At 60.0% G+C, this 24,203-nt stretch carries 21 protein-coding genes and 1 pseudogene; 5 read left to right on the top strand and 17 right to left on the bottom strand.

The features are described 5' to 3' along the window. Positions 1-33: 33 nt before the first annotated feature. From ACZ1HN_RS11955 to acnA, 3 genes are all read right to left on the bottom strand, one after another. Entirely contained in the window at positions 34-708 is a 675-nt protein-coding gene (locus tag ACZ1HN_RS11955) for a VPLPA-CTERM sorting domain-containing protein (protein ID WP_299206729.1), read from the bottom strand. A gap of 197 nt (positions 709-905) precedes the next feature. After that, positions 906-1,607 carry an SDR family NAD(P)-dependent oxidoreductase gene (locus tag ACZ1HN_RS11960; RefSeq protein ID WP_472727660.1) on the bottom strand — a complete coding sequence of 234 codons (702 nt, stop codon included), beginning with the start codon at positions 1,605-1,607 and terminating at the stop codon, positions 906-908. A 62-nt stretch (positions 1,608-1,669) separates the two neighbouring features. Continuing rightward, positions 1,670-4,357, bottom strand: a complete 2,688-nt coding sequence (gene acnA, locus ACZ1HN_RS11965; protein WP_472727661.1) for an aconitate hydratase AcnA — start codon at positions 4,355-4,357, stop codon at positions 1,670-1,672. A gap of 361 nt (positions 4,358-4,718) precedes the next feature. Here acnA and ACZ1HN_RS11970 point away from each other — a divergent pair, with 361 nt between their 5' ends. Next, a complete protein-coding gene (locus ACZ1HN_RS11970; protein ID WP_472727662.1) occupies positions 4,719-5,300 on the top strand; it encodes a DUF1223 domain-containing protein in 582 nt (193 codons plus the stop codon). On the opposite strand, the pseudogene ACZ1HN_RS11975 reads toward ACZ1HN_RS11970, so the two are convergent. From ACZ1HN_RS11975 to purB, 6 genes and pseudogenes are all read right to left on the bottom strand, one after another. Next, positions 5,293-6,205: pseudogene (locus tag ACZ1HN_RS11975) on the bottom strand (lysophospholipid acyltransferase family protein). The gene ACZ1HN_RS11970 and the pseudogene ACZ1HN_RS11975 sit on opposite strands and share 8 nt — an antisense overlap. A 25-nt stretch (positions 6,206-6,230) precedes the next feature. Further along, positions 6,231-7,088, bottom strand: a complete 858-nt coding sequence (locus tag ACZ1HN_RS11980; RefSeq protein ID WP_472727663.1) for a DMT family transporter — start codon at positions 7,086-7,088, stop codon at positions 6,231-6,233. A gap of 122 nt (positions 7,089-7,210) precedes the next feature. Next, complete coding sequence (locus ACZ1HN_RS11985; RefSeq protein ID WP_299206719.1) at positions 7,211-8,290, bottom strand: flagellar motor switch protein FliG; 1,080 nt, start codon at positions 8,288-8,290, stop codon at positions 7,211-7,213. Between the two features lie 71 nt (positions 8,291-8,361). Continuing rightward, positions 8,362-8,967 (bottom strand): tetratricopeptide repeat protein, encoded by a 606-nt coding sequence (locus ACZ1HN_RS11990; protein WP_472727664.1) that lies wholly within the window; start codon positions 8,965-8,967, stop codon positions 8,362-8,364. Between the two features lie 86 nt (positions 8,968-9,053). Further along, entirely contained in the window at positions 9,054-9,218 is a 165-nt protein-coding gene (locus ACZ1HN_RS11995) for a carbohydrate-binding module family 14 protein (protein WP_299206715.1), read from the bottom strand. A gap of 149 nt (positions 9,219-9,367) precedes the next feature. Then, positions 9,368-10,675, bottom strand: coding sequence for an adenylosuccinate lyase (gene purB / locus ACZ1HN_RS12000; protein WP_472727665.1), 1,308 nt, complete (start codon positions 10,673-10,675; stop codon positions 9,368-9,370). A gap of 81 nt (positions 10,676-10,756) precedes the next feature. Between purB and ACZ1HN_RS12005 the strand changes: the two genes are divergently transcribed. The 3 genes from ACZ1HN_RS12005 to ACZ1HN_RS12015 all read left to right on the top strand — a co-directional run bounded on the left by ACZ1HN_RS12005 (position 10,757) and on the right by ACZ1HN_RS12015 (position 12,177). Further along, a complete protein-coding gene (locus ACZ1HN_RS12005; protein ID WP_472727666.1) occupies positions 10,757-11,089 on the top strand; it encodes a hypothetical protein in 333 nt (110 codons plus the stop codon). Beyond that, complete coding sequence (locus ACZ1HN_RS12010) at positions 11,079-11,486, top strand: DUF6314 family protein (protein ID WP_472727667.1); 408 nt, start codon at positions 11,079-11,081, stop codon at positions 11,484-11,486. Before ACZ1HN_RS12005 ends, ACZ1HN_RS12010 begins: the two co-directional genes overlap by 11 nt. Positions 11,487-11,577: 91 nt before the next feature. Next, complete coding sequence (locus ACZ1HN_RS12015; RefSeq protein WP_472727668.1) at positions 11,578-12,177, top strand: biotin transporter BioY; 600 nt, start codon at positions 11,578-11,580, stop codon at positions 12,175-12,177. Positions 12,178-12,272: 95 nt separating this feature from the next. Here the strand turns inward: ACZ1HN_RS12015 and ACZ1HN_RS12020 are convergent, their stop codons facing one another. The 6 genes from ACZ1HN_RS12020 to dddP all read right to left on the bottom strand — a co-directional run bounded on the left by ACZ1HN_RS12020 (position 12,273) and on the right by dddP (position 21,812). Further along, complete coding sequence (locus ACZ1HN_RS12020) at positions 12,273-13,508, bottom strand: bifunctional alpha/beta hydrolase/OsmC family protein (RefSeq protein WP_472727669.1); 1,236 nt, start codon at positions 13,506-13,508, stop codon at positions 12,273-12,275. A 177-nt stretch (positions 13,509-13,685) separates the two neighbouring features. After that, positions 13,686-14,993 (bottom strand): tryptophan 7-halogenase, encoded by a 1,308-nt coding sequence (locus tag ACZ1HN_RS12025; RefSeq protein WP_472727670.1) that lies wholly within the window; start codon positions 14,991-14,993, stop codon positions 13,686-13,688. Positions 14,994-14,995: 2 nt separating this feature from the next. Beyond that, positions 14,996-17,044: a CTQ-dependent lysine 6-oxidase LodA gene (gene lodA / locus ACZ1HN_RS12030; protein WP_472727671.1), complete on the bottom strand. Its 2,049-nt coding sequence runs from the start codon at positions 17,042-17,044 to the stop codon at positions 14,996-14,998. Between the two features lie 93 nt (positions 17,045-17,137). After that, positions 17,138-18,214 (bottom strand): NAD(P)/FAD-dependent oxidoreductase, encoded by a 1,077-nt coding sequence (locus ACZ1HN_RS12035; protein ID WP_472727672.1) that lies wholly within the window; start codon positions 18,212-18,214, stop codon positions 17,138-17,140. Then, positions 18,214-20,163: a LodA/GoxA family CTQ-dependent oxidase gene (locus ACZ1HN_RS12040; RefSeq protein ID WP_472727673.1), complete on the bottom strand. Its 1,950-nt coding sequence runs from the start codon at positions 20,161-20,163 to the stop codon at positions 18,214-18,216. Before ACZ1HN_RS12040 ends, ACZ1HN_RS12035 begins: the two co-directional genes overlap by 1 nt. A 308-nt stretch (positions 20,164-20,471) precedes the next feature. After that, positions 20,472-21,812, bottom strand: coding sequence for a dimethylsulfonioproprionate lyase DddP (dddP, locus tag ACZ1HN_RS12045; RefSeq protein ID WP_472727674.1), 1,341 nt, complete (start codon positions 21,810-21,812; stop codon positions 20,472-20,474). A 121-nt stretch (positions 21,813-21,933) separates the two neighbouring features. Here dddP and ACZ1HN_RS12050 point away from each other — a divergent pair, with 121 nt between their 5' ends. Continuing rightward, entirely contained in the window at positions 21,934-22,680 is a 747-nt protein-coding gene (locus ACZ1HN_RS12050) for a heme-dependent oxidative N-demethylase family protein (protein WP_472727675.1), read from the top strand. Between the two features lie 25 nt (positions 22,681-22,705). Here ACZ1HN_RS12050 and ACZ1HN_RS12055 read toward each other — a convergent pair whose 3' ends face one another. Then, positions 22,706-23,149, bottom strand: coding sequence for a glyoxalase superfamily protein (locus ACZ1HN_RS12055; protein ID WP_472727676.1), 444 nt, complete (start codon positions 23,147-23,149; stop codon positions 22,706-22,708). A gap of 232 nt (positions 23,150-23,381) precedes the next feature. After that, positions 23,382-24,191, bottom strand: a complete 810-nt coding sequence (locus tag ACZ1HN_RS12060) for a lytic murein transglycosylase (protein WP_472727677.1) — start codon at positions 24,189-24,191, stop codon at positions 23,382-23,384. Positions 24,192-24,203: the final 12 nt, after the last annotated feature.

Genomic DNA, 24,203 nt, shown 5'->3' on the forward strand with positions numbered 1-24,203 from the left:
CTGCGGTGTTTTCTGTTTGTATTCCGAGGTTGTCTAGGCCGTTTGGCGTCGCCGCACCAATACCAGCCCGCCGAGCCCCGCCAGAAGCAGCGAAAATGCTGCCGGAAGCGGCACGGCGCTGAGTTCGAACTCACCAAGTGCGCCTGACCCAGCGAAATCAATCCGAAGAGTATCACCGACGGCCCCGGCAAAACCAAGCAGCGTGAATTCGTTGTTGTTTGGGTTGCTGCCCGTTTCGGACTCATTGCTTCTATCCAAAGTGAACGATGCCACTTCGTCGCTTCCGTTGAAGAGGGTCGCACTTGTGCCCACTTCGGCGTCGAGCAGGAACAGCGAGGCGAAAGACCACAGCGCGTCGAAGTTGAAGATCAGAGATCCTCCGACAACATCGTCTGGTCCACCGGTTGCGTTTTCCTGAACGATCAGCGCATTTCCAAAGCCGCGGCGATCGCTGCTGTCCTCGGCATTGGTGAAGGGCGACGTCAAGTCCGGGTCATTTCCGGCGCTGACGGTCCCGCTGGCGGTGTCGAACACAACAGCTTGTGCGATGCCACCGATTGCGGTGACGTCGGCAAGGATACCACCACCAAGATCCGTGCCAATACCCAGCACGTCGCCTTCGTCAAAGTCTTCGAAGTTGATGGTGACTGCTGATGCTGCACTTGCGAAAACAGTGCAAAAAAGAGCGGTGGCAAATAGCTTTTTCATAACCTTCCCCAGTCAAAAAAAGTAAAAAATATATCTTTTTATACTTAATTATTAAATTGATTCCGGATTTTTCGCAATGATTTGTATTTCAGGTCAATTCAGCGCTTTGAAATTCTATTTTGGGTTGTTGTTTTTTGCCCAATTGATGTGCGTATCCGCAACGGGCGATCAGCAACGATGAAAACGACGGGTGTGTGTCAGAGACGGTAGCCTGCGTTGACGTCGAGGATGACGCCCGTGATGCCTGCTGCGGCGTCGGAGGCGAGGAAGCGGACGGCGGCGGCGATATCCTCGGGTGTGGCAAGTCGGCCGAGTGCTGTGTCCTTTGCGATCATTTCGGTCACGTCCTCTGGTCTGGTCGCTTCGGGTGTGTTGACGGCACCCGGGGCGACCGCGTTCACGCGAATACCTTTCGGGCCCAGGGTCTTGGCTGCGATCCTGGTCCAGGTGTCGACGGCGGCTTTGCTGGCGGAATAGCTGTGCGCGATCATTGCAGGCATGCGGGCGTTTTGCGAAGAGATGTTGACGATGGCGGCACCGGGTTGCAGGTGGTCGCGGGCCGCCGCGACCAGCCCCATGGGGGCGTTCACGTTGACATTGAAGTTGGTTTCGACCGTTTTGGCGTCGTAGTTTTCCGCATCATCGGTCAGGATGCTGCCCGCATTGTTCACGATCAGGTCGAGGTGACCGAACCGGTCGATGACTTTCCGGGGCAGGGCTGCTGTGGCACCGGGGTCTGCAAGGTCCACTTGGAAGGCGGCAATGTCGGGATGGTCGGCCAATAGACTTGCCGGGTTGGTGCCGCGCCATGTGATGGCGACATGATGATCTTGTGCGAGGTCGGCGGCGATGGCGCGGCCCAGCCCGCGTGCGGCGCCGGTGACAAGTGCGGTTTTCATGGGCAGCTCCCAACAAAAAGGGCGCCCCGAGGGACGCCCGTTCTGGTAGTATAAAATCCGGCTTACGCGGCAGATGCAAGGTTGCGCAGTACGTAGTGCAGAACGCCGCCATGTTCGATGTATTCGATCTCGATCGCGGTATCGATCCGGCATTTCAGCATGATCTCGTGCACTGTGCCGTCCGCTTTGGTGATCGTGCAGGGCACCTCTTGCAGCGGCTGGATCGTGTCGAGGCCGGAGATGGAGACAGTTTCGTCACCTGTCAGGCCGAGGGATTTGCGGGTGTCACCGTTTGTGAATTCGAACGGAATGACACCCATGCCCACGAGGTTCGAGCGGTGGATGCGTTCGAAGCTTTCCGCGATCACCGCCTTGACGCCCAGCAGGGCTGTGCCCTTGGCCGCCCAGTCGCGTGACGATCCGGCGCCGTATTGTTCGCCGCCAAAGATCACCAGTGGTGTGCCGTTTTCCTGATGCGCCATGGACGCGTCGAAAATCGAGGTTTGTGCGCCATCGGGCCCCTTGGTGTAGCCGCCTTCGACGCCGTCCAGCATCTCGTTCTTGATGCGGATATTGGCGAATGTGCCGCGCATCATGATCTCGTGATTGCCGCGACGCGAGCCATAGGAATTGAACTCGCGCGGGGCAACTTGCCGTTCTGTCAGGTAGCGGCCTGCGGGCGTGCTTTCCTTGAACGACCCTGCCGGGCTGATGTGGTCGGTTGTGATCATGTCACCCAAGAGTGCCAGAACCTTGGCCCCTTCGATATTGGTGATCACGCCTGGTTCAGGCGACATGCCTTGGAAGTAGGGCGGGTTCTGGACATAGGTGGATTGCGGTGGCCAGTCATAGGTTTTCTGGTCGGTCGTTTCGACGCCCTGCCATTTCTCGTCCCCTTTGAACACGTCCGCGTATTTGGTCAGGAACGCCTCGCGCGTCACGGTTGCTTCGACCAGCTCGGCGATTTCGTGGCTGGACGGCCAGATGTCTTTCAGGAAGACGTCGTTGCCGTCCTTGTCCTGTCCCAGCGGTTCGGATGTCAGATCGATGTCGAGCGTGCCTGCCAGCGCATAGGCCACCACGAGGGGTGGGGAGGCGAGATAGTTCGCGCGCACGTCGGGCGAAATCCGACCCTCGAAGTTGCGGTTGCCCGACAGCACAGAGGTGGCGACCAGATCGCCGTCTGCAATGGCCTTGGACAGTTCCGCCTGAATGGGGCCGGAGTTGCCGATGCAGGTGGTGCAGCCGTAGCCCACGAGGTTGAAGCCGATCTTGTCCAGATCTTCTTGCAAGCCCGCGGCTTCGAGATAGGCGGATACAACCTGCGAGCCGGGGGCCAGCGAGGTTTTCACCCATGGTTTGCGGTCCAGACCCAGCGCAGCGGCCTTGCGTGCGACAAGGCCCGCGCCGATCATCACGTAGGGGTTCGAGGTGTTGGTGCAGGACGTGATTGAGGCGATCACGACCTTGCCCGATTCCATGGTGTAGTCTTCGCCTTCGACCGGGATTTCCTTGCCCATGGGGCGTTTGAAGGTGTCTTCCATTTCCTTGAGGAAGGCGGTTTTGGCGTCGGTGAGTGCGACATAGTCCTGCGGGCGCTTGGGGCCCGAGATGGCAGGCACGATGGTGCCCATGTCGAGGTGCAGGGTGTCGGTGTAGATTGGCGCGTAATCGTCGCCGCGCCAGAACCCGTTTTCCTTGGCATAGGCTTCGACCAGAGCGATGCGTGCCTCATCCCGGCCCGTGTTGCGCAGGTAGCGCAGGGTTTCGCCGTCGATGGGGAAGAAGCCGCAGGTGGCGCCGTATTCGGGGGCCATGTTGGCGATGGTGGCGCGGTCGGCCAGCGGTAGGCGGTTCAGGCCTTCGCCATAGAATTCGACGAATTTGCCCACAACGCCCTTTTCGCGCAGCATTTCCACGACTTTCAGCACGAGGTCGGTGCCGGTGGTGCCTTCGACCATGGAGCCTGTCAGTTCAAAGCCCACAACCTCGGGGATCAGCATCGAGATCGGTTGGCCCAGCATGGCGGCCTCGGCTTCGATCCCGCCGACGCCCCAGCCCAGAACGGCGGCGCCGTTGACCATGGTGGTGTGGCTGTCGGTGCCGACCAGCGTGTCAGGGTAGGCCACTTCGTTGCCGTCTTGGTCGGTGTCCGTCCATACGGTTTGCGCCAGATATTCAAGGTTCACCTGGTGGCAGATGCCGGTGCCGGGGGGCACGACGCGGAAGTTGTTGAACGCGGACTGACCCCATTTGAGGAAGGTGTAGCGTTCCATGTTCCGTTCGTATTCGCGGTCCACGTTCATCTGGAAGGCGCGGGGATTGCCGAACTCGTCGATCATGACCGAGTGGTCGATGACCAGATCAACGGGGTTCAGCGGATTGATCTTTTCCGGATCGCCACCGAGGGCCACGAGACCGTCGCGCATGGCGGCAAGGTCCACAACGGCAGGCACGCCGGTAAAGTCCTGCATCAGCACGCGGGCCGGGCGGTAGGCAATCTCGCGGGGGTTCTTGCCGCCCTTGGCGCCCCATTCAGCGAAGGCCTTGATGTCATCGACGCTGACGGTCTTGCCGTCCTCAAACCGCAGCATGTTTTCCAGCACTACCTTGAGCGCGGCAGGCAGGTTGGAAAAGTCTCCCAGACCCGCGTCCGTGGTAGCGGGGATCGAATAATAGTCGATGGATTGATCGCCAACGGTCAGCGTCTTGCGCGTCTTTGCGGTGTCTTGACCTACGGTGATGGGCATGGGCTATCTTCCTTTCCTGAAACGGATGGGGCAATGACTTGGGTTCGTCATGCCCTGAAACGATGTCTGCGATCAACTGCATTTAGGGGGTGTGCGACGATTTTGTATACCATTGCATACAGTTTCTGTGCGCATTGTCGTGATCCGGCTGTCACATACGCTCAACAAACCTTGATTGGTGAATCGTGAAAGTCTTTCATAATTAGGCGGTACAGTTCAAAACCGAACCAAACAGGTAGTGCGCCCCCTTGATGCATCGTTTGATCCCCGTTGCCTTCGCGGCATTTGCAAGTCTGATCAGTCCCGCGGCAGCGCAGTCGCCCGTGGTGGTCGAACTGTTCACCTCGCAGGGGTGTTCGTCATGCCCCCGGCTGACAAGCTGATGCATGAGCTGGCCAAGCGGGACGACGTGATCGCCCTGGCGTTGCACGTGGACTACTGGGACTACATCGGCTGGAAGGACGAGTTTGCGGACCCGGCTTATGCCAAGCGTCAGCGCGGTTACGCTGTTGAGGCAGGGCGCCGGTCTGTCTACACCCCGCAGATGATCATCAACGGTCAGACCGATATCGTTGGCGCACGCCCCATGGAATTGTCGCGTTTGATTATGGAATATGCGGAAAAGTCGACGCCCGTTTCATTGGAAGTTACCCGCGATGGCGAAAGCGTGCAGATCGTCGCCCAGAGCAGCGCGTCAAATGGTCCACTGGTTGTGCAGATGCTGCGCTACACGCCGGAACGGACGGCACGCATCACGCGGGGTGAGAACGCGGGCCATACGATTTCCTATGCCAATGTGACCGAGGATTGGAAAATCCTGCAGGAATGGGATGGCATTACCGACCTGAGCATCAAAGCGGATGCGCCCGGCGAAAAGCCACTGGTCGTCATGGTTCAGAAGGGGCTGAGTGGTCCGATCCTCGCGGCCGCGCAAATCAGGTAGCGGGCTTGCGCCGGGCCTTTACCCGCCAACGGCGCGCGACCCAAAGCCACTGATCCGGGCGCGCGCGGATCTGCGCGCTGATACTGTCGTTCATGGCTTGCGTCATTGTTGTCGGATCAGAGTGCGGAATTGGGCTCTCCATCACGCAATCAAAGGTCAACCCGTCCGCATTCCGAATACCATAAAACGGGATCAGCAATGCGTTGTAGCGAAGGGCCAGTTCCGCCGCTGAAACCGCTGTGTGGGCCGGGTGTCCGAGAAAATCCAGGACTGGTGCCTGAAACACGTGCTGGTCGAAGAGAAGAACCAGTTGGCCGCCTGCTTTGAGATGGCGGACGAGATCCTGCCGTACCCTTGCGTCCTTGCGGAAAGACTGGCCCGCCAAAGGCTTGCATCGTGCGCACATAGTGAGCGTTGAAATATGGGTTCGACATGTCGCGGTAGAGCCCGCCCACTTTAAACCCGCGCCCGACAAGCGAAGCGCGTAGCGCTTCGTAATTTCCGAAATGTCCCGTGACGAGGATAACGGGCTGTCCTGTTTCAGCGGCTTGGACCATCGCGTCAAATCCAGAGCCGGTTATGGGGGTGTCTTTCTGACGTTCCAGCAGAATGCGCGTCGAATAGTTTTCGATCAGGGTGCGCCCGACATTTTCAAGGCTGTCGCGTGCAATACGCCGTTGCTCGGCAGGTGAGAGATGCGGCATCGCAAATGCAACATGTTCAAAAGCACGCCGATTGAAACCTGCCGGAGGTCCCACCACGCGCGACATGATCCATCCCATGAAGGGCACGCGCCAGCGATAGGGCAATGCCAGAGCCGCGCCGATACAGGTGCGCGCCACCGCGTTGGTGGCGAGGTAGGCAAGCTTGACGCGCCAGGGCAGGTCTTCGGGATCGTATCGCATTGAGGTCCCTGTTCTGGGCGTGCCGTCAGTTGGCCCGCGTTTCCCGATGCCAGACATAAATCCCGGCCCCCGCGATCACAAGCGCGCCAATAAGCGTCGGCGCGTCTGGCCACTCATTGAACAGGAGCAGTCCCCAGATCACCGCTGTGATCAGGCCAACGTAGTTGAATGGTGCCAGCAGTCCGGCCTCGGCCTGCGACAGGGCGCGGATCAGCATCAACTGTCCCATCGTTCCAAAGATGCCGATCACGCTGAGTAGGGCGATGGATTGGAACGTCGGCACCGTCATGTGAAAGGGGACAAGACCGCTGATGATCAGTGACCCGATCAGCCCAGTATAGAACAGGGAGGTCCAGACATCTTCATCCGGGCCGACACGTCGCGTGATCAGTGTGTAGCTGGCAAAGCAGAAGGCGGCGACAAGCGGAAGAAGGGCGGCGGGTTGAAACACATCCGTTCCCGGACGGATGATGATCAGCGCGCCGACAAGTGCGGCGGCAATCGCGCCGATCCGGCGCGGTCCCAGTGCTTCACCCAGAAACAGGGCGCCGCCCAGCGTGATCAACACCGGGTTCAGGGCCATGACTGCGGTTGCTTCGGCCAGACCGATATGGCCAAGGGCCGAAAAGAAAAAGAAAGTGGCCAGCATCAGCAGGACAGACCGCGCGATTTGCAGCTTTGGATACCTGCTGCGCACCACCTGTCGTAGTCGGGGTGCGATCAGGATCAGCACAATCAGCATCTGACCGGCATAACGCGCCCACAAGGCAGGTAGGGTGCCTGTGGCGGGGGAGACCGTCTTGACCGCCACGTCCATAACGCCAAAGCACAGGATGGCGGTGATGGTCAGGAGGATGGCACGGGATGGATTTGGCGATTGCATTCGTGCCGCTTACGCGGTGCCATGATTGGTGTCGAGTGCGTCGCTTCGCGACAAGGCTTGCCTTGGTCGAGCATCGCTTCAGGCGATCAGGCGGGGCGTTATGATAAGGCCTTGTATTGACCCTATTCCTCTTCCTCTTGAGTGATCAGCATCAGGTCGCCGCTGGCTTCCATATCGCGGATCGCTTTGACAACATTGCCCATTGCCGTTTCAACATCGGCCGGTTTTGGCGTACCTGCTTCCTCCACTTCTTCGCGCATCTGATCCGCCATGCGGGCGGACATGTTGGTCAGGACAAACTCGACCGATGTGTCGAGCCCCATGGCCGGTGCGCCGGCAAAGGCCATGATCAGATCGTCCTGTTCGACATTGCGCAGGATGCGCGGCACATCGCGTGGCTCAATCCGGGTCGGGATGTTTTCGAAGGTGAAGATGGCCTTGCGAACGGCTGTCGCAAACCCTTCATCCGTTTCCTCCAGCCCGGCCAGCATCTCGTCCCGTGTGGTCGAGGTCGAGGAGTTCAGGATCGCGCCGACACGTTCGACCGGCCCGTTGTCAAAGGCGCGTAGCGGCTGTGCCTCCATTTGCGTGGCCAGCGACAGGCCAATCCGTTCTACCGCCTCGGGCGTCACTGCCCCGGTCTGTGACACGGCGTAGGTAATCTGGCGTGCGCGCGGACCGGGCAGAAGACCCAGAAGCTGCGCCGCCTTGGTCACATCCAGCTTCGACAGCATGACAGCTGCGATTTCGACGGCTTCTTCTTCCAGCACAGGCAACAAGGTGTCTGGCCCCATCTCGCGGATGCGCTGCCAGGGATCGCCGCCGCGTTTCACACCAGCCTCCTTGCGCAGGCGTGCCGCTGTTTGTGCGCTGATCTTGCCATCGAGCGCATCCAGCGCGCCCGCCATGCTGCCCGGCAGGCTGAGGCCAATCCGCTCAACCTCTTCGGCAAATTCGGCCGCCACCAGCTGCAACGTGTCGCGATCGACCACACGCATGGACCCCATCGCTTTGGTCAGGTGGGCCTGCAGGTCTTCTGGCAGTTCTTCGAGAGGGATGTCAGCCCCTTCGTTTAGAAGCAGGCGCACAACGATGGCGGCCTTGGCTCGACGAGACAGCGAGGGGGGCGTGCGGGTAGAAGAGAAACCGCCACCCTGCTGCACCGGGGCAGGGGTGGCGGACACGGGTACCAGATCGGTCATGTCCTGCCTCGAAACGATTTGATCTCGTTGTGGCAGGCAAAGGTTGAGAATCCCTCAACCCCGATCCGGGATCAGTAGTTGTAGGTTGTCCCGCTTTCGATGGCGTCGCGCAGGCTTTGCTCGGCCCAGGTGCCGGCACCGCCGCGCGCCTGGATTTCGCGCAATTGGGTCAGCGCCGCGACCTTGTCCCCTTCGGCGACCTTGCCTTGGCCCATATAGGACCGGGCCAGGATGTTGTCGGGGTTCGCATCGATGGCTTGCTGGTAGTAGACGTTCGCCAGTTCAAGCTGGCCAGTCTTGCGCGCCGTGAAGCCGCGATAGGTCAGCACCCGGTCTTCCGCTTGGTCGGGCATCTGGTCGAGCACGGTGTTGGCTTCGTTGTAGCGCCCGGCATAGGCCAGTTCACGCACAGCTTTGTAGAGCTCATCCGCATCCAGATAGGATGTCTTGTCGGGGCGCACGCATTTGCCGATCGCCGCGTCCCACACACCGTTCACGGGCTGCGAAAAGCGAACATAGGCTTTCTTGTCGGGATCCCATTGGCGCGCCTGCAGACAGTTCTGTGTGGTTTCGGTTTTCTTGGGCTTTGCATTGTCGTTGCCGCCGGCGGCAAAGCTGCTTGTGGGCAAGGCCAGCGGAAGGGCGATGGCCGTGGTCAGGATCAAGGTGCGCAGCATTGGAAGTCTCCGTATTGGATGCGTCGGGTATGATGCAGAGACAACCCGGCGCCTCCGATTTTTATGCGATCACGAAATCGTGAGCGTTATCCGGTCGTGGCCACGCAGCTGTTGGTGTCCGCATCGTAGACAGTGCCAGACGCGCAGGACATCGCTTGCTGTTCGTGTTTGCCATAGTTGCAGCCCATGGCGAGTGTGAGCGTGGGGGCGAGGGTGAACGCCAGTGCCACCACAAGGGTCTTGGTCTTCATCTGTCCTCTCCTTTGTCTTGGGTGGGCAAAGGGTAGGGCACAGATGCCGTTCCGCAAAACAAAAACGAGGTAAGGCGCATCCTGATGCGCCTTATTGCATGCTGTGTGATCAAAAATGAGTAAGGCGGACGTGTCGTCCGCCCCGCAGGTCAACCTTCGGCAAACACCCGGGCAAAGATCGTGTCGACATGCTTGGTGTGATAGCCAAGGTCGAATTTCTCTTCGATCTCTTCCTTGCTCAGTGCGGCGGTCACGTCTGCGTCGCCCAGCAATTCCTCTTTGAAATCTGTACGATGTTCCCAGACCTTCAAAGCGTTGCGCTGCACCAGGGTATAGGCATCCTCGCGGCTGACACCGGCTTGGGTCAGGGCAAGCAGCACACGCTGGCTCATCATCAGGCCGGGGAACTTGTTCATGTTGTCCAGCATGTTCTCGGGGAAGATCAGCATCTTGTCGACAACGCTGGTCAGACGGGCAAGGGCGAAGTCGAGCGTGATGGTGGCATCGGGGCCGATCATGCGCTCGACCGAGGAGTGGCTGATGTCCCGCTCGTGCCAAAGAGCCACGTTCTCCATCGCCGGGATCACGGCGGACCGGACCATGCGTGCCAAGCCTGTCAGGTTTTCGGTCAGAACCGGGTTCTTCTTGTGCGGCATGGCTGATGAACCCTTTTGGCCCATCGAGAAGAACTCGGCCCCTTCCAGCACCTCGGTCCGCTGCATATGGCGGATTTCGACGGCGACGTTCTCGATCGAACTGGCCACAACGCCGAGCGTCGCAAAGAAGGCTGCGTGACGGTCGCGTGGGATGACTTGCGTGCTGATAGGTTCGGGGACGAGACCCAGCTTGTCGCAGACATGTTCTTCGACAGCAGGGTCGATATTGGCAAAGGTGCCAACGGCACCGCTGATGGCGCCCGTCGCAATCTCGGCCCGCGCGTCGCGCATGCGGCTGAGGTTGCGGTCCATTTCTGCATAGAAGCGGGCAAAGGTCAGGCCCATTGTGGTGGGTTCGGCGTGGATGCCGTGGCTGCGCCCGATGCGTGGCGTGTCCTTGTGCTCGAACGCGCGGCGTTTGAGGGCGGCCAGCAGCCCTTCGAGATCGGCAATCAGAATGTCTGCGGCGCGGGTGAGCTGCACGTTGAAACAGGTATCAAGTACGTCCGAGCTGGTCATGCCCTGGTGGACGAACCGCGCCTCGTCGCTGCCCACATGTTCGGCCAAGTGCGTGAGGAAGGCGATCACGTCGTGCTTGGTCACCGCTTCGATCTCGTCAATGCGGGCGACGTCGAACTCGACATCCTTGGCTTTCCAAACGGCCTCGGCATTTTCGCGGGGGATCACACCCAGATCGGCCATCGCGTCACAGGCATGCGCCTCGATCTCGTACCAGATGCGGAACTTGGTGGCCGGGTCCCAGATCGCAACCATGTCGGGGCGGGAATAACGTGGGATCATGGGGCACCTTTTTGTGACTGTCGGATATCGTGCCGCGTCCTTAGACTGAGGCCCGACGAACGACAAGACGAAGGCCCCCATATGAGACGCTTTGCCCTGATCTTGACCCTGATGGGCAGTCCTGCTGCTGCCGAGGATTGGGAGGTTATGACGGGCGAGCAGATTCGCGACGCCCTGACCGGGCGGACGCTGGCCTATCCTGACACCACGCAGGATTTTTGCGATTCAGGTCGAACCCTATATATATTCAAAGGGCGTGAAAGCTGGGGCTATTGGCGCATCGAAGATGATCGGTACTGCAGTCAATGGCCGCCGAATGACATGTGGGCCTGCTACACGATGGATCGCAAGGGGGACATGTTGCGCTTTATGGGGCAGGGCGGGGACTTCAAGGAAGCCAGCTATGCCAACTGATCGTACGTTGGCAGGTTTTGCCGGTGCGTGGGCCATCGAACGCACGATCACTCCCACCGTCGGGCCTGTGGCCCGCCTTGAAGGAACCGCCCGATGGGTGCCTGTGTCAGATGGGTTGGACTATTTCGAAAGAGGTGTTTTGCAGATGGAAGGTGCCGCCCCGATGCAGGCGGAACGCAAGTACCACTGGAAAACAGATCTGTCCGTATTCTTTGACGATGGGCGTTTCTTTCACAGAGTGCCGTGCTCGGGCGGTCGCACCGAGCACTTTTGCGATCCGGACACTTATGTCGGAACCTATGATTTCACGGCCTGGCCTTCCTTCAATGTGACGTGGGACGTGAGTGGACCACGCAAGGGCTATTTGAGCGTGACCCGATATAGCCGCATAGGCTGATGTGATCGCAAACATCCGCTTTGCACTTGCAGAAACCGCGACCCCTTGGCACAACACGCGCACTTCTTTTTGTCCTGACAGGTGAGGCCTCATGGAATCGACGTGGAATAACAAGGTGCTGAGCGATATGTTCGGCGCGACAGAGGGCACGGCGCTGCGCGTCAAGCAGGCGGCCCTAGTGGTGCTGGGCATTGCCTTTCTTGCAGTTGCAGCAAAGATCAAGGTGCCCATGTGGCCCGTTCCGATCACGATGGGGACCTTTGCCGTTCTGACCATTGGCGCGGCCTATGGCGCGCGCCTGGGTCTGGTTACGATCCTCGGCTACATGATTGTCGGCGCGCTTGGCTTTGACGTCTTTGCCGGATCGTCGGCCGAGAAATTCGGTCTGACCTACATGATGGGCGGCACAGGCGGCTACCTGGTTGGATATGTGATGGCGACCGTTGCGCTGGGCGCACTGGCCCAACGCGGTTGGGACCGGTCGGTGCTGTGGATGGCGCTGGCGATGCTGATCGGCAACGTGCTGATCTACGTTCCGGGCCTTGCGTGGCTGGGTCAGCTTTACGGCTGGGACAAGCCGATCCTCGAGTGGGGTCTGACACCGTTCCTGATCGGTGATGCGCTGAAGCTGGCGCTGGCCGCTCTGGTTCTGCCGGCAGCATGGAAACTGGTGGGCCGCGCACGCGGCTGATCACTCTCCTGATCCAAATGAGAGGCGCGGTCCCTGACGGGTCCGCGCCTCATTTCATTCTTGGGGTCGGATTGCCGGTCTGAGCCCGTAAAGGGTTAGGTGACCTCCAAGACCTCACCCACGGGTGCGAGCTCAGTCAAAACCTTAGAAGTTCTCTCTAATGTCCTGTGAACAGGGCATTTATCGGCGATTTCGAGCAGTCGTTGCCGCTGTGCATTATCGAGGCGGCCGGTCAGGCTGATCCTGCGTTTCCACTCGTCGATCTTGTCGCCCGAACCTGTTCCCGCGTCCTGCGCATGCACTTTGTTGTGGCTGACATCAACATGGACATGATCTAGCGGCCATTCCTTACGTCGCGCATACATGCGGATGGTCATGGACGTACAGGCTGCCAGACCGGCCGACAGCAGGCCATAGGGCGACAGACCCTGATTGGTGCCGCCATAGGCGCGGGGTTCATCCGCGAGTATGTGGTGGCGCGTGCCGTGGGTGATGTCCTGCAGGAACCCCTTTGGATCGGCTTCCGAGCTGCGCACGATGCCTTCGGGTGCGCCGATGGGCGGGGCGGGTGGTTTGAGCTGCAGGTACTTCTTGGCCCATGTGGCGATGATGTCGGCGGCGTACTCCGCATGCTCAGACTTTGTCACCAAGTGATCCGCGTCGTCCAGCGTCACGAAACTTTTGGGATGTTTGGCGGCGAGGAATATCTCGCTCGCGTTGTCGATGCTGACGATGGTGTCCCGCGGGGCGTGCAGAACCAGAAGGGCGGCGTTGAGCCGTGCGATGGCAGGCTGCAGGGCTTCGTCGGTCACGTCCTCGACAAAGCCTTTGCCGATGCGGAAGGGACGGCCACCCAGGTTCACCTCGGCTTCCCCTTGCGCGATGATCTCGGGCAGGGCGTCAGAGAAGTTGTGCGTCACATGTTCGGGGTCGAAAGGCGCACCAAGGGTTGCGACAGCTTTGATCTGGTCCAGCCGTGCGGTTGCCTTGAGCACGGCAGCGCCGCCAAGAGAATGGCCGATCATCAGAGTGGGTGGCAGACCGCGCCCCTCAAGATATGCGACGGCTTGCACAAGATCTTCGACATTCGAGGTGAAGGATGTGTTGGCAAACTCACCTTCGCTGTGGCCCAAACCGGTAAAATCAAAGCGCAGCACGGCGATGCCCATCGTGGTCAACCGCGCCGCAATCCGACGTGCGGCCGGGATATCCTTGCCGCAGGTAAAACAGTGAGCAAAGACGGCTGTGGCCAGATGTGGCCCATCGGGCATGTCGAGCCGGGCGTCGAGGGTTCCGGCATGACCGGGGAATGTGATGCGTTCAGTGGGCATATGCTGTCTCCTTGACTGGGAGAATGGTACAGGATGCCTTTGGAAAGAAGGGGCGTGACATAGTTCTCACGCACAGGTGTTGCCGTGACATATGGTGTGCCATCCGGAACCCGAGCCGCGCGGGTGAGAAACTGCGCGCAAACGGGAACGGACAACACGGGGTTTGCCGGGATAATGTCAGGCTGACGGGGCTGTACCAGCAACGATTGTCAGGTCTTCGATGGCAAGCAGCAGTCGTTCGTCCGGGATGTCGGGAAAGGTCTGGCGGGCCTGTCTGACAAGATCAAGCTGTGATGTCGGCCGTTGCGCTTCGCCTGCAATCCAGCGGGCAACATGGCCCGGCACAAAAAGCGAGGCATCCCCATTGGGAGCGGCGCAAACTCTTGCACCGGGTCCTCTTGTCACCTGCGCCAACCGGAACCGCCAGAACGGTGCGTCCGCCCACCTGTCTTCGGTCCGGTAGGTCCGCCAATGTGTTTTCAGATACGCCGCGTGATCCTGCGCCACACCGTCCAGATAGGCGGGTTTCAATGCGCCGGTTCCAAAGAGCCAGTCGGCGGCTACGCGGGCCGCCTGGATGCCGCTGCCGATCGCGTTGGGTATGCCGGAGGACGATAGCGGGTCACGCGCGGCGATTGCATCCCCAGCGGCCACCATGGGGATGTTTGGATCGCTGCGGCTCAGCAGGCTGGAGAAGGCGGGCAGGGTTTCGAGCCGTGATGGCTGTGTCTGACCCGCTTTGATCAGCGGCTTGATATGCTGTGTTTGTGACAGGTGGTCTGCCCACACCTGCGGGTCCGACAGTCGCAAGGCATGTATGCGTTCGGCGTCCGAGAACAGGCACAGAATGGTGTCCCCAGTGGGCACTGGGGCAGCATACCACCAGCCATCTTCGAAGGCTTCGACGCGTGTCATCTGTCGGGCATCGTCCGCGCGTGGCAAGCGTGTGCTAATGGCCGTCAGCGTGTCGTTGCGTTGTCGATGCGCCCCGTCGCGCAATGAAAACCGCGATGTTCGTCCGGCCGCATCGATCACGTAACGCGCCGTGATCACGCGCTCACCCAAGTCCAGGTGCCAGACCGTGCCATCGTGATGGCAGGCTACAACGCTTGTTTCGGTTTGCAGGGGCACTCCCCGCCGGTCAACCTCGTCCGCCATCATTTGTTCAAAGCGCTGGCGGTCGAGCGCCCAGCCCGCACCATGCAAGGTCAGGATAAAGTCCATGGTGCCAAGCTTGTCGCTGCCCCACGCCGCCTCGCTTCCCAGCAAGCTGAGTCTCTGTTCCTGTTCGAACCGGTCCCACAGGTCGAGATATTGCAGCAACCCACGGACGCCCGGTGACAGGGATTCGCCGACTTTCGGCTGCGCATAGGCACCCCGTTCAAGGACGGTGACAGAGATGTCGTTGCGTTTGCACAGTGTCAGTGCGGCGGCAGTGCCCGCAGGCCCGCCGCCGATGATTGCGACATCGACATGCTGATCCACAATCAGCCCTTGGCCGCTGTAGAGGCCGCGGCCGCCGCTGACGCGATTTCGGTGATGTGCGCCTGCGCCAGTTGTCCGAAGTTTCGTTCGGTTTCAACGATATACGGGACCTCTTCGGTGCCGCGGTTCAGCAGGAAGCCCAGCATGAACCACGAGTCGATCATCTTTTGTGCGGAATCAATACCGCGTTGGAATTCGACATTCTGGCCCTGTGGCACGATGGTCTGCCCGTCAATGTCGCTGACAAAGGCGTCGAGCACCTGATCCTGCGGCAATTGCGTGCCAGTGGTCACGTTGAACGGGCTTTGTGGCGGCCACCAGTAGACATAGAAGGCCGGTGGCACCTCGATCCCCGATCCGTCTGCCAGCTGGTTGACATGGATGTTGGTCAGGTTCGGCGTCTGGACCGTGCATTCGTGGAAATCGGCCATCCACGGGATCGCCATACGTTTGGTCAGGTCGCCGGGTTCACACCCGCCGCCGGCACATTCGTTGTGATCGACGCTCAGGCCCTCTTTCTCATAATGCTTGGACATCTTGGCGTAGCCGCGTTTGTCATGGGCCAGCTTCAGATGCAGGGGGGCGTCATAGATCAGTGGGCTACGAACGCTCCACGTGACCTCGATGCCGGGACTGAACGGGGCACCCACGCAGTTGCTGGCGTCCACCCGGTCCATATGTTCGGTCAGTGACAGCGGGTCGGGCTTGTCGGTCGTGAACCGCCCGCATGCCCATTGGTACAGATAGAAATACTGCGTTGGTGACAGCGTTTCGAACTTGTAGATGGGGCCAGTATTGGTGACCGAGTTGTCGCCGGAATTGAGCGGCATCATTGGTAGGCCCGACAAGGTGTCGGGATCATTGTCCTTGAGCGCGTAAAGCTGGCCGGGGCCTTTGGACATCGTAGCATAGAACTCGGCATAATCCTTGGGCAGAAGGGGCATGCGGAACAGTTCGAAATAACGCATGCGGTGATCGGCGTTGCCGTCGCTGGCATCCCGCATATCGAATTTCGGATTGGCGAAATCATCCATGGTGGGGACGTTGGCTACGTATTTGTAGAGGCCCATGCGGTCGACGATGGGCTGCACATCCCGTTCGAAGTTCACGACATAGTCCGGGTTGAAGCCTTGCAGGGGTGTATAGCCATTGCGTGGGTCGCGGGGCCAATCCGAGGAGGTATCCCCACCGGGGAAGATATCAGGCCGTGCATTCCGTTTGCGGATTGCCACGTCGTCCATCGTGTCGGCGAGCGTTGTGATGTTCACGATTTCGGGCGCGTATTTCGGGCTTCCCACGACCAGCCAGGCCGATGATGTGTCGTGCACCGTGCCATCGGCCATGGTGACGCGGGCAAAAACATAACCATCCGCGATGTCGTCCCAATAGCCTGCGGCCCCACGGAAGCTGGAGATTTCTGCGCTGCCCGTGACGCGACCAAAGCCACCCAATGCAATCAGGTTGCCCTGCGCATCCATCTTCAACTCGCCCAGCGTGTCAATCTGCTGGCCACCATTTGATGGGTCGGGGAAGGACCCGTGCTTGTAGTTTTCGGGGATATTGTAGCGCGAAAAACCAATGTTGGTTTGCGGGGTTGAGATGTGGCGAGGGCCGGGGTCGATGATCAGCTTTTGCCGCTTTTTCCTGCTGGTCACATCCGGGTTGTTCCACGGGACGTGGTTGTTGTCGTAGCTGTTGCTTTCGCCGAATTCGAGGTCCCCCAGAAGTTCAGAGAACGTGTACCAGATCGGCTTCTTGTTCGCGACATGGGCCACCCATTCGATCTTGTCGATCTCTGCGTCGTCCAATGACACCTTACGTTCAGCTCCATCGTCATCCTTTTGAAAAACATGGAATTTCGCGGCTTGCCGCTTGATCGCGCCGGTTGCGTCCTTGAACACGGTGACAGGCCCGGCGTCCGGCGTTTCATTGCCCCATTCATCGCAGGCAACGGGCAGGCCACCGGTTTCGGTCGGCGACAGGTAGAAGTCCGTCAAGCTGTTCCCAAGCCGTGCAACTCCGATACGGGGGTGAATTTCAAATGTGGGCAACTGCGTTCCTCCCAGAAATGTGGAATGATCTGAATAACCATTCGTGAATGCGGCACCTGAATAGGGCCAGCTTGCATATGCGGCAGATTCTACTCAAGCGGGAACTGCTGACGTTTTGCTCTTTTCCAGACCGGCCCGTGCGTGGTGTCGCCAAAACGGCGTGTCAAAGGGTAAAGCGGCATATTGCAGATGGGTTGTGGCATGCGTGCGTTCGACCGTCCGGGTCAGTAGGGCATCGTATACTTTGGGGGCCTCTGCATCGCCCGAAACCGCATCTGCGGCAGCGTTGCCTGCAAAGAAACCTGCGGATAACGCATTGAAAAGCCCTTGGGATGTGATCGGGTCAAAGGCGGCTGCAGCATCGCCCGTTGCAAGCCATCTGGGGCCAGAGGTGTGATCCAGAACCGCGCTGCGGCAATCCATCGACCAGGGCGGAGTGGATATTCCGTTAAGCGATACAAGCGACAGTGTGTCCTTCACGCTGTCCAGGAAGGCGGTTGGTCTGGCACTGATGCGTTTGGCGGTGGCGGCGTCTGTGACAAACCCGACAGTCCCGCCGGTTTTGTGCGGAACCGTGTACCACCATCCATTCGGCGCGGCTTCGGCCTTCATTGTTGCATGTTGCGGTGCGCCTGTTTGCCAAAGAACGGCGACCAGTGCGGGCCCATGCAAAACAGTGGCCTGCTGACGTCTGGCGATATGGGCCGGGCGGCCCGTTGCATCAATCACGTAGTCTGCATACCGAGTGCCCGTGCCTACGGGTGATTTCACCACGACCTGCCACCCTGTTTCAGATGGGTGGCTTTGGGCGACGCGCGCCTTTTGCAGTGTCACGCCCAGATCAAGCGCCCGCTCCCGCATTGCATTGGCGAGCGCGCGGCGGTCGATACCCCAGCCGTGCAGGCCGAGACCCGGATGCGCGCCGTGGGATTGCAGGCCAGCGGCACCCCAATGGCTGACAACATCGCTGATCAACAGCGCGTCCGTCAGAACGTGGCCTAAGCCCAAACGCTGCACAATCTGCGCCGCACCGTGGGCCAGCAGCTCGCCGCGTGTTTCGGCTGTTGTTCCTGATGGGTCGACAGCAGTGACGGGCACTTTGCGTTCCGCAAGCGCAATAGCAGCGGCAAGCCCCGCGGGCCCGCCACCGGCAATGAGAACGGCAGGCACTAGACCTCGCCGCGGCCCAGCCGTTCGAAGGTCTGTTCTTCGAAGGTGTCCTCGGTGCCTGGCGCAGCGCCCAATGGCTCAGCGGACTTGTCCTCTTGCGCTTGAAGCGCCACGACACCCTTTGCCAACCTCAGGCTGGGATCACCCTTGGTGAAACTGGGTGAGCGCCCGGTTTCGACGAAGCATGTGTCGGGCAGCCCCGCGCCCTCTGGTGGCGTGTGGGCTTCGACCAGTCCAGTCATCCACCATTTGTGCACCATGTTGTTGATGCGTGCTGCATAGCCTGTACCCTGCAGATCGCGCAGCCAGAAGCGGCGGTTGCTGAAGTGGCGCTGTACCTGAAGCGGGGCGAGGTCCGGAGTGGTGGCTATGTTGTAAGCTTCAATGGGCAGCACTTGGTTCGGGACGCGCGCGCCCCAGAAACTGGGCGAACTAAGATACAGGCTTGGTGTATAGACGAGGCCCGAGTTGCACGATGCCTCGTCTGTTTGCCATGGCACACCCATCCAGCGCGTCAGGCTGCCTGCGCCGGTTGGTCCCCAGGGGCCATCTGATGCCAGCGCCTGTTCACGGCTGAGCGTCACGCCGTAGTTCTGGCGCACTGGCTCACCCTCGGGCAGGGGACGCAACCGATAGGGTCTTTCGGGGTCCCACATTGAGGCGAGGCGCATGGGCCAGGTCAGTTCGATGCCCGGGTGAAACGGGCCACCCAGACATTCGTGCAACGCAGCGCGATCCAGTTCCCGAGGCTGATCCGCAACGGCGATGTTGTCAAAATCCGGGATTGCGGGGATACCATCCCAGTCGGCTTCAAAGTCGCCATTCGCCCAGTTTTCGAGGTGCTGATACTGGGTCTTGGTCAGGAACAGGTCCTCCCGCGCCGGATTGACCAGCTCGCCCTCGCGAGGGCCATCAAGATACCGATCGCCGTATGTGTCCCCATAGAAGGGCGGCAGGCCTGCATGTTTCAGGGCTTCTGTCTTGCTGTCGCGGAACAGATTGAACACAGCCTGACGGTACGCGGCGCTGGCGTCCGAAGAGTCCCCCATCTGCGCAATGATCGCCGGGTCGCGTGCATCCAGCGGTGTCCCTTGACCAGCAAGAAGCAAGATGCCGTCGCACACCCATTGATGCCCGGTCATCCTGTCGAAGATGGGCCAGATGTCGCGGGTGAAACTGGTGTGGTCCGGGGCGTCCAGAATGCCAAGCCCGAAGAACAGATCGCGTACCACGTCGTCCATCGTCACAACACCGAACAGACCCGGGCCAAAGTTCGGGGGCGCGACGATCACGTGGGCGGGCTGCGCTTCGAAATCGCGGCCACCGATGGTGATTGTCGCGCGCACCGGGCCGTCGCATGTGTCGTCGTGCCAGCCATCATTGTTGGCAAAGGTGGTGGGCGCGATGCCGGGCACCAGTGGCTCGGACTTGCCGTGCCCACCGAAAAACAAAAGCCGCCCTTGGTCGTCGGTGCGCAGTTCACCCAGATACACGGGCTTGCCGAAAAAGGTCCCGTCGTCGAAGGCGTCGGACGTTGTGTTGGGACCGCTGACATGGCGTGCGCTGGGCCGAATGCTCAGCCGTTCGCGGTCATCGCCATTGAAATCTGCATTGCGTTTGGGCGGTTCAAACACCTGATCAGGCGGCAGGTCCATCGCGTGCTGGAATTCGTACCACCCGGCCTTGAGATTGGCCACTTCCACCCGCCAGTTGATCTGGGCTTCGGACGCCGTGATTTCGCGCACTTCCCCGGATTTGAGGGTCGCGTACACTCGGAAACGCGCCACCTGGCGTTTGAGGTGACCATGGGCGTCGCGAAAACCATCTGTGTCTTTCGGTGTTTCCCCAATCACCTCGGGGGCAAGGAAATATGCGTCTTTCGCATTCCCGACACGGGCGACACCGATTGCCGGATGGATTGCGATGCTTTCAATATCGTCGGCGTTCATGTGGTCCCCAAAATAACTTTGCTCGCGTATGAGCGAAAAAAATGCAGTTTCAACCCAACGTAGATTCGGTTGATACATTCACGTTATGCGAGAAATACGGTTCCGCATACAGTTTTCATGTTTGTCTTGGGTGAAGACTGAAACGGACCTGCCTGTATCGAGACTGGGCAAGTTGGGGCCGGGCAGAAACGCTTTTCCAGGTTGTCGGGGGTGGCATGGATGCAGGACGACCTGCGGTCTGCCCACACCACGCACGGCAGAGGTGGGGGCCAAGAGGCGCGCCTGGGTGGCCCGCTCGTCCTCAAAAATCAGAGACCCATCAACGCGGGATCAAACTCGTATCCAATCAGGTTTTCGAACCCGTCTTCCGTAACCAGCACCTGATCCTCCAGCTTGATGCTAAAGTCCCCACCGACTTCACCCACTGCAGCTTCGACGCACAGCACCATGCCCGGCTGAAGCGCGTAGTCGAATGCGCCCGGCACCGCCTTGTCGGGATAGGCGACCAATGGCCATTCATCGCACAGGCCAACGCCATGCATGAGGCAGCCGTATTTCTGGGCCTGGAACTTGTCATCCAGCACATGTGTGTTGGCCGTCAATTCGGGGATCGTGACGCCGGGTTTGATCATCTGCATGTTCTGCATGATGTGTTCGTGCGCGTGCTGCATCGCATAGACCATGTCGGGGCGCGGTTTGTCGGGACCGATCCACCAGCTGCGCGAGATGTCGACACAGATGCCGTAGGAGCCGACAAGATCGGTGTCGAAAGAGATGATCTCGTTTGGTTGGCAGATGCGTGGGCCGCATTCCTGAAACCATGGATTGGTGCGTGGCCCGGAGGACAGCAACCGGGTTTCGATCCATTCGCCGCCGCGTCTGACGTTTTCGGCATGCAGGATAGCCCAGATATCATCCTCACATGTCTTGCCATCGCCGACATTGGCCCGCGCGAAATCCTCCATCGCTTTGATCGACGCTTCGCAGGCGTTGACCGCGCAGCGCATTGCCTTGATTTCGTCCGGGCCTTTGATGGAGCGGGATTTCTCAGTGACTTCCTCGCCATCCATGACGGTGAACCCCTGCGCCTCAAGCGCGCGGAGCCCATGCACCATCGGTTTGTCGACAGCGAGGCGCGTATGGCCGGGGGCGTGCTCCGCGCAAATCTCGCGCACGGCATTGGCAAAGGCATCGGCGGCGATGTCGATCTTGTCACCTCGGTCGAAGTAGAACAGATCAGCCCCGTGCCGCACCTCTTTGACCAGCGGATTGAAGGAGGACAGGAAGGGGGCGTTCTTGTAATCCCAGATCACCATGTAACCATCCGCGCACAGCAATACGGCCCTGAACGGGTTGTGCGTGTTCCAAAGCTGCATGTTGGTCGAGTCGGTGGCGTAGCGAATGTTGAGCGGGTCAAACATCAAGAGGCCGGCATAGCCGCGATCAACGATGTGCTGGGTCAGCCTGCGCCAGCGGTATTCGCGCATCTTAGCGAGGTTGGGCAGCTGCAGGCCCGCGGCCTCCCATTCGGCAAAGGCTAGTTGCGTTGGGCCGATCTCGATACGGTCGGCATCATTCGGTGTGCCATCGCCCAACGCGGCGCCGCGATTGGGGTCGATTTTGCGTGTGTCACGGTAATGCTGGTTCATGGTGCGTCCTTCCCTGAGGGCAGGGTGCCGTGGATTCGTGCGGTGCAGTTGCCCGTTTCCGACAGGGAACCGGCGTTTTTTTGCTGTGGCGTGTTGATCGAACCCCGTGCAAATGTGCGCCATGACCGTGATTTTGCAGCGTGAATTGCCCGAAGACATGCGCGTCAGCCGCGCCTTGCCGGGTATCCAGCCCGAGGGCGGGCCGTGGCTGCGCGTTGATGATGCCTATGCCGAACAGATGGCCCGGCGCGAGGTCTTGTTGGCCGAACGCACGGCTGATGTTTTGTACCTCGACCCGTTGGCGTGTGACGCTGCAAAGGAATTGCTGAATGCCGTTCTCGACATCCTGCCTGCGCAAGGGTTCCGGCGGGACGGCAATGACGTCACCTGTCCGGATGGGCGCATTGTATCGTTGGATCATTCCGCGCCGATGAAGACATTGGGGCGGCTGTGCCAGAACGACTTTGTATTGATGCAGAAGCGTGGCGACGAACATGTGTTGACTGGCGCTGTGTTGTGTTTTCCGGCCTCGTGGCGGCTGAGCGAGAAAGCTGGCCGGCCTCTGGTCGACATTCACATACCCGTCTCGGAATACACCGGTGACCTTGCACGCCGCGTGCAGCGCCTGTTTGACGGGATTCAGGTCGGGCGTCCGCTGTGGCGGTTCAACCAGCTTTGGTATCAGGACCCAGAACTGTTCCAGCCCCGGTCTCAGTCAGAACCGCGACGGGTGGGGGCGGGCCTGACCGAGGGGCCATATTATAGGAGCGAACGGCAAACGCTGCTGTGTCTGCCGCAAAGTCGTGCGGTGGTGTTTGCCATTCACACCTATGTGCTGGCGCGCGAAGACGTGTCAGGGCTGAGTTAGGCGGGCCAAGGACCGCCTTACCCAATCATCTGCCGCACCAGGCATCGTGGATAACCACATGCGGTTGCCCGTTTGACGTGGTGCGCAACGTGCGCCCGCGCTGATCCACGACACAGTTCACCTGCTTGCGCCACGCCGAGAAGTGCCGCGACGCGACAACGTCAATTGCATTGTCAAAGCGCAGGGTCAGGGCGTGACGCCCGTTCGGCATGAGCCGCGCGGATTTCACGAAACCCGCAAAGCGATGCCCCAGGTAGCGACCGGACACGCGTTGTCCGGGATGATACCCGTGTTGGCTGTCGTCCTGCGCCCGTGCATGCAGGGTGTTCCAATCGCGCGCACCCCATTGCCGTGCCACCGTTTCCAGCGCCTGAGAATGGGTGCAAGGGGTGCCAGCATCGTTCATGGCCGCACGCAATCGCTTGGCTTGCGCTTTGAGCGCTGCGCGTGAGGGAAGTGGGATGTCCATATCCGTCTCCGTTCTCCGGTCGCGTGATCTGGGCAGCTGGGTCTCCGCGTTGCCATGCCCGCGACCGAAATTTAGGTCGGATCGTCAGGCTTCACCAAAATGCGGAGGGCAGGGGCCTGAACCCTATGGCCGACCATCTATGATGAGGCTGCCTCAATGACAAGCGCGTTGAGCTGGTTTTGCATCCACAGAGCATCGCAAAGGTGGCCAAGCGCGACGGCCTGCGCGCAGGTCACCCGTCGATGCGCGCGCCCATGATGGCGATGGCTTGTTGATAGACCGTTGCCGCGTTCCACTGCTTTATGACGGCAAAATTTGGCTGCCCTTGCTGATAACCCTGTCCGGGTTTCCAGCCCTTCTGCCGGAGGAAGTTGGCGGTCGAGGCCAAGGCATCGGTCTGATTGTACAGATCGACACGCCCATCGCCATTTGCATCCACACCGTATGTCAGCGCGTTGCCGGGCAGGAACTGTGTGTGCCCCAACTCGCCATGTTTCGCCCCTTTGGTTGCGCCGGTGATCGACCCTTGATCTACCAGTTTCAACGCGCCGATGGCGTGCGGTGCGAAAAAGTCCGAACGGCGGCAATCATAGGTCAGCGTCACAATGGCTGACACGACAGAGCTGTCGCCCATGAATCCGCCAAACGCGGTCTCCATCCCGTGGATGGCAATCAGCACACCGGATGGCACACCGTATTGACGTTCAAGCGCTGCATAGAAATCGGGGTTGCGGGCTTTGCGCTTGCGTCCTTGCGCAACGATTGTATCCGCGCCACGGACCTGCATGAATTTATCAAGCGAGTAGCGGAACGACTTTTGATTGCGATCTGCGGCAATCGTACGTGTCGCATACTGCGCGTTTGCGAGCGCTTGCAGCCCCGACGATCTGACGCCTGCTTTCCTCGCATCATTCGCAAAGCCGGTCTTCCATGTTTCAAAGCCTGCAGAGGTGTTCCCGCACTGCGCCAGTGCTGATCCGGCGCCTGCTGTTAGAATGAGTCCAGCGGCAAATAGGTTGCGCGCACGCTGTTTGAAATGCATGTTAGCTCTCCT

It is taken from the genome of Tateyamaria sp. GN1-10 (assembly GCF_055693845.1).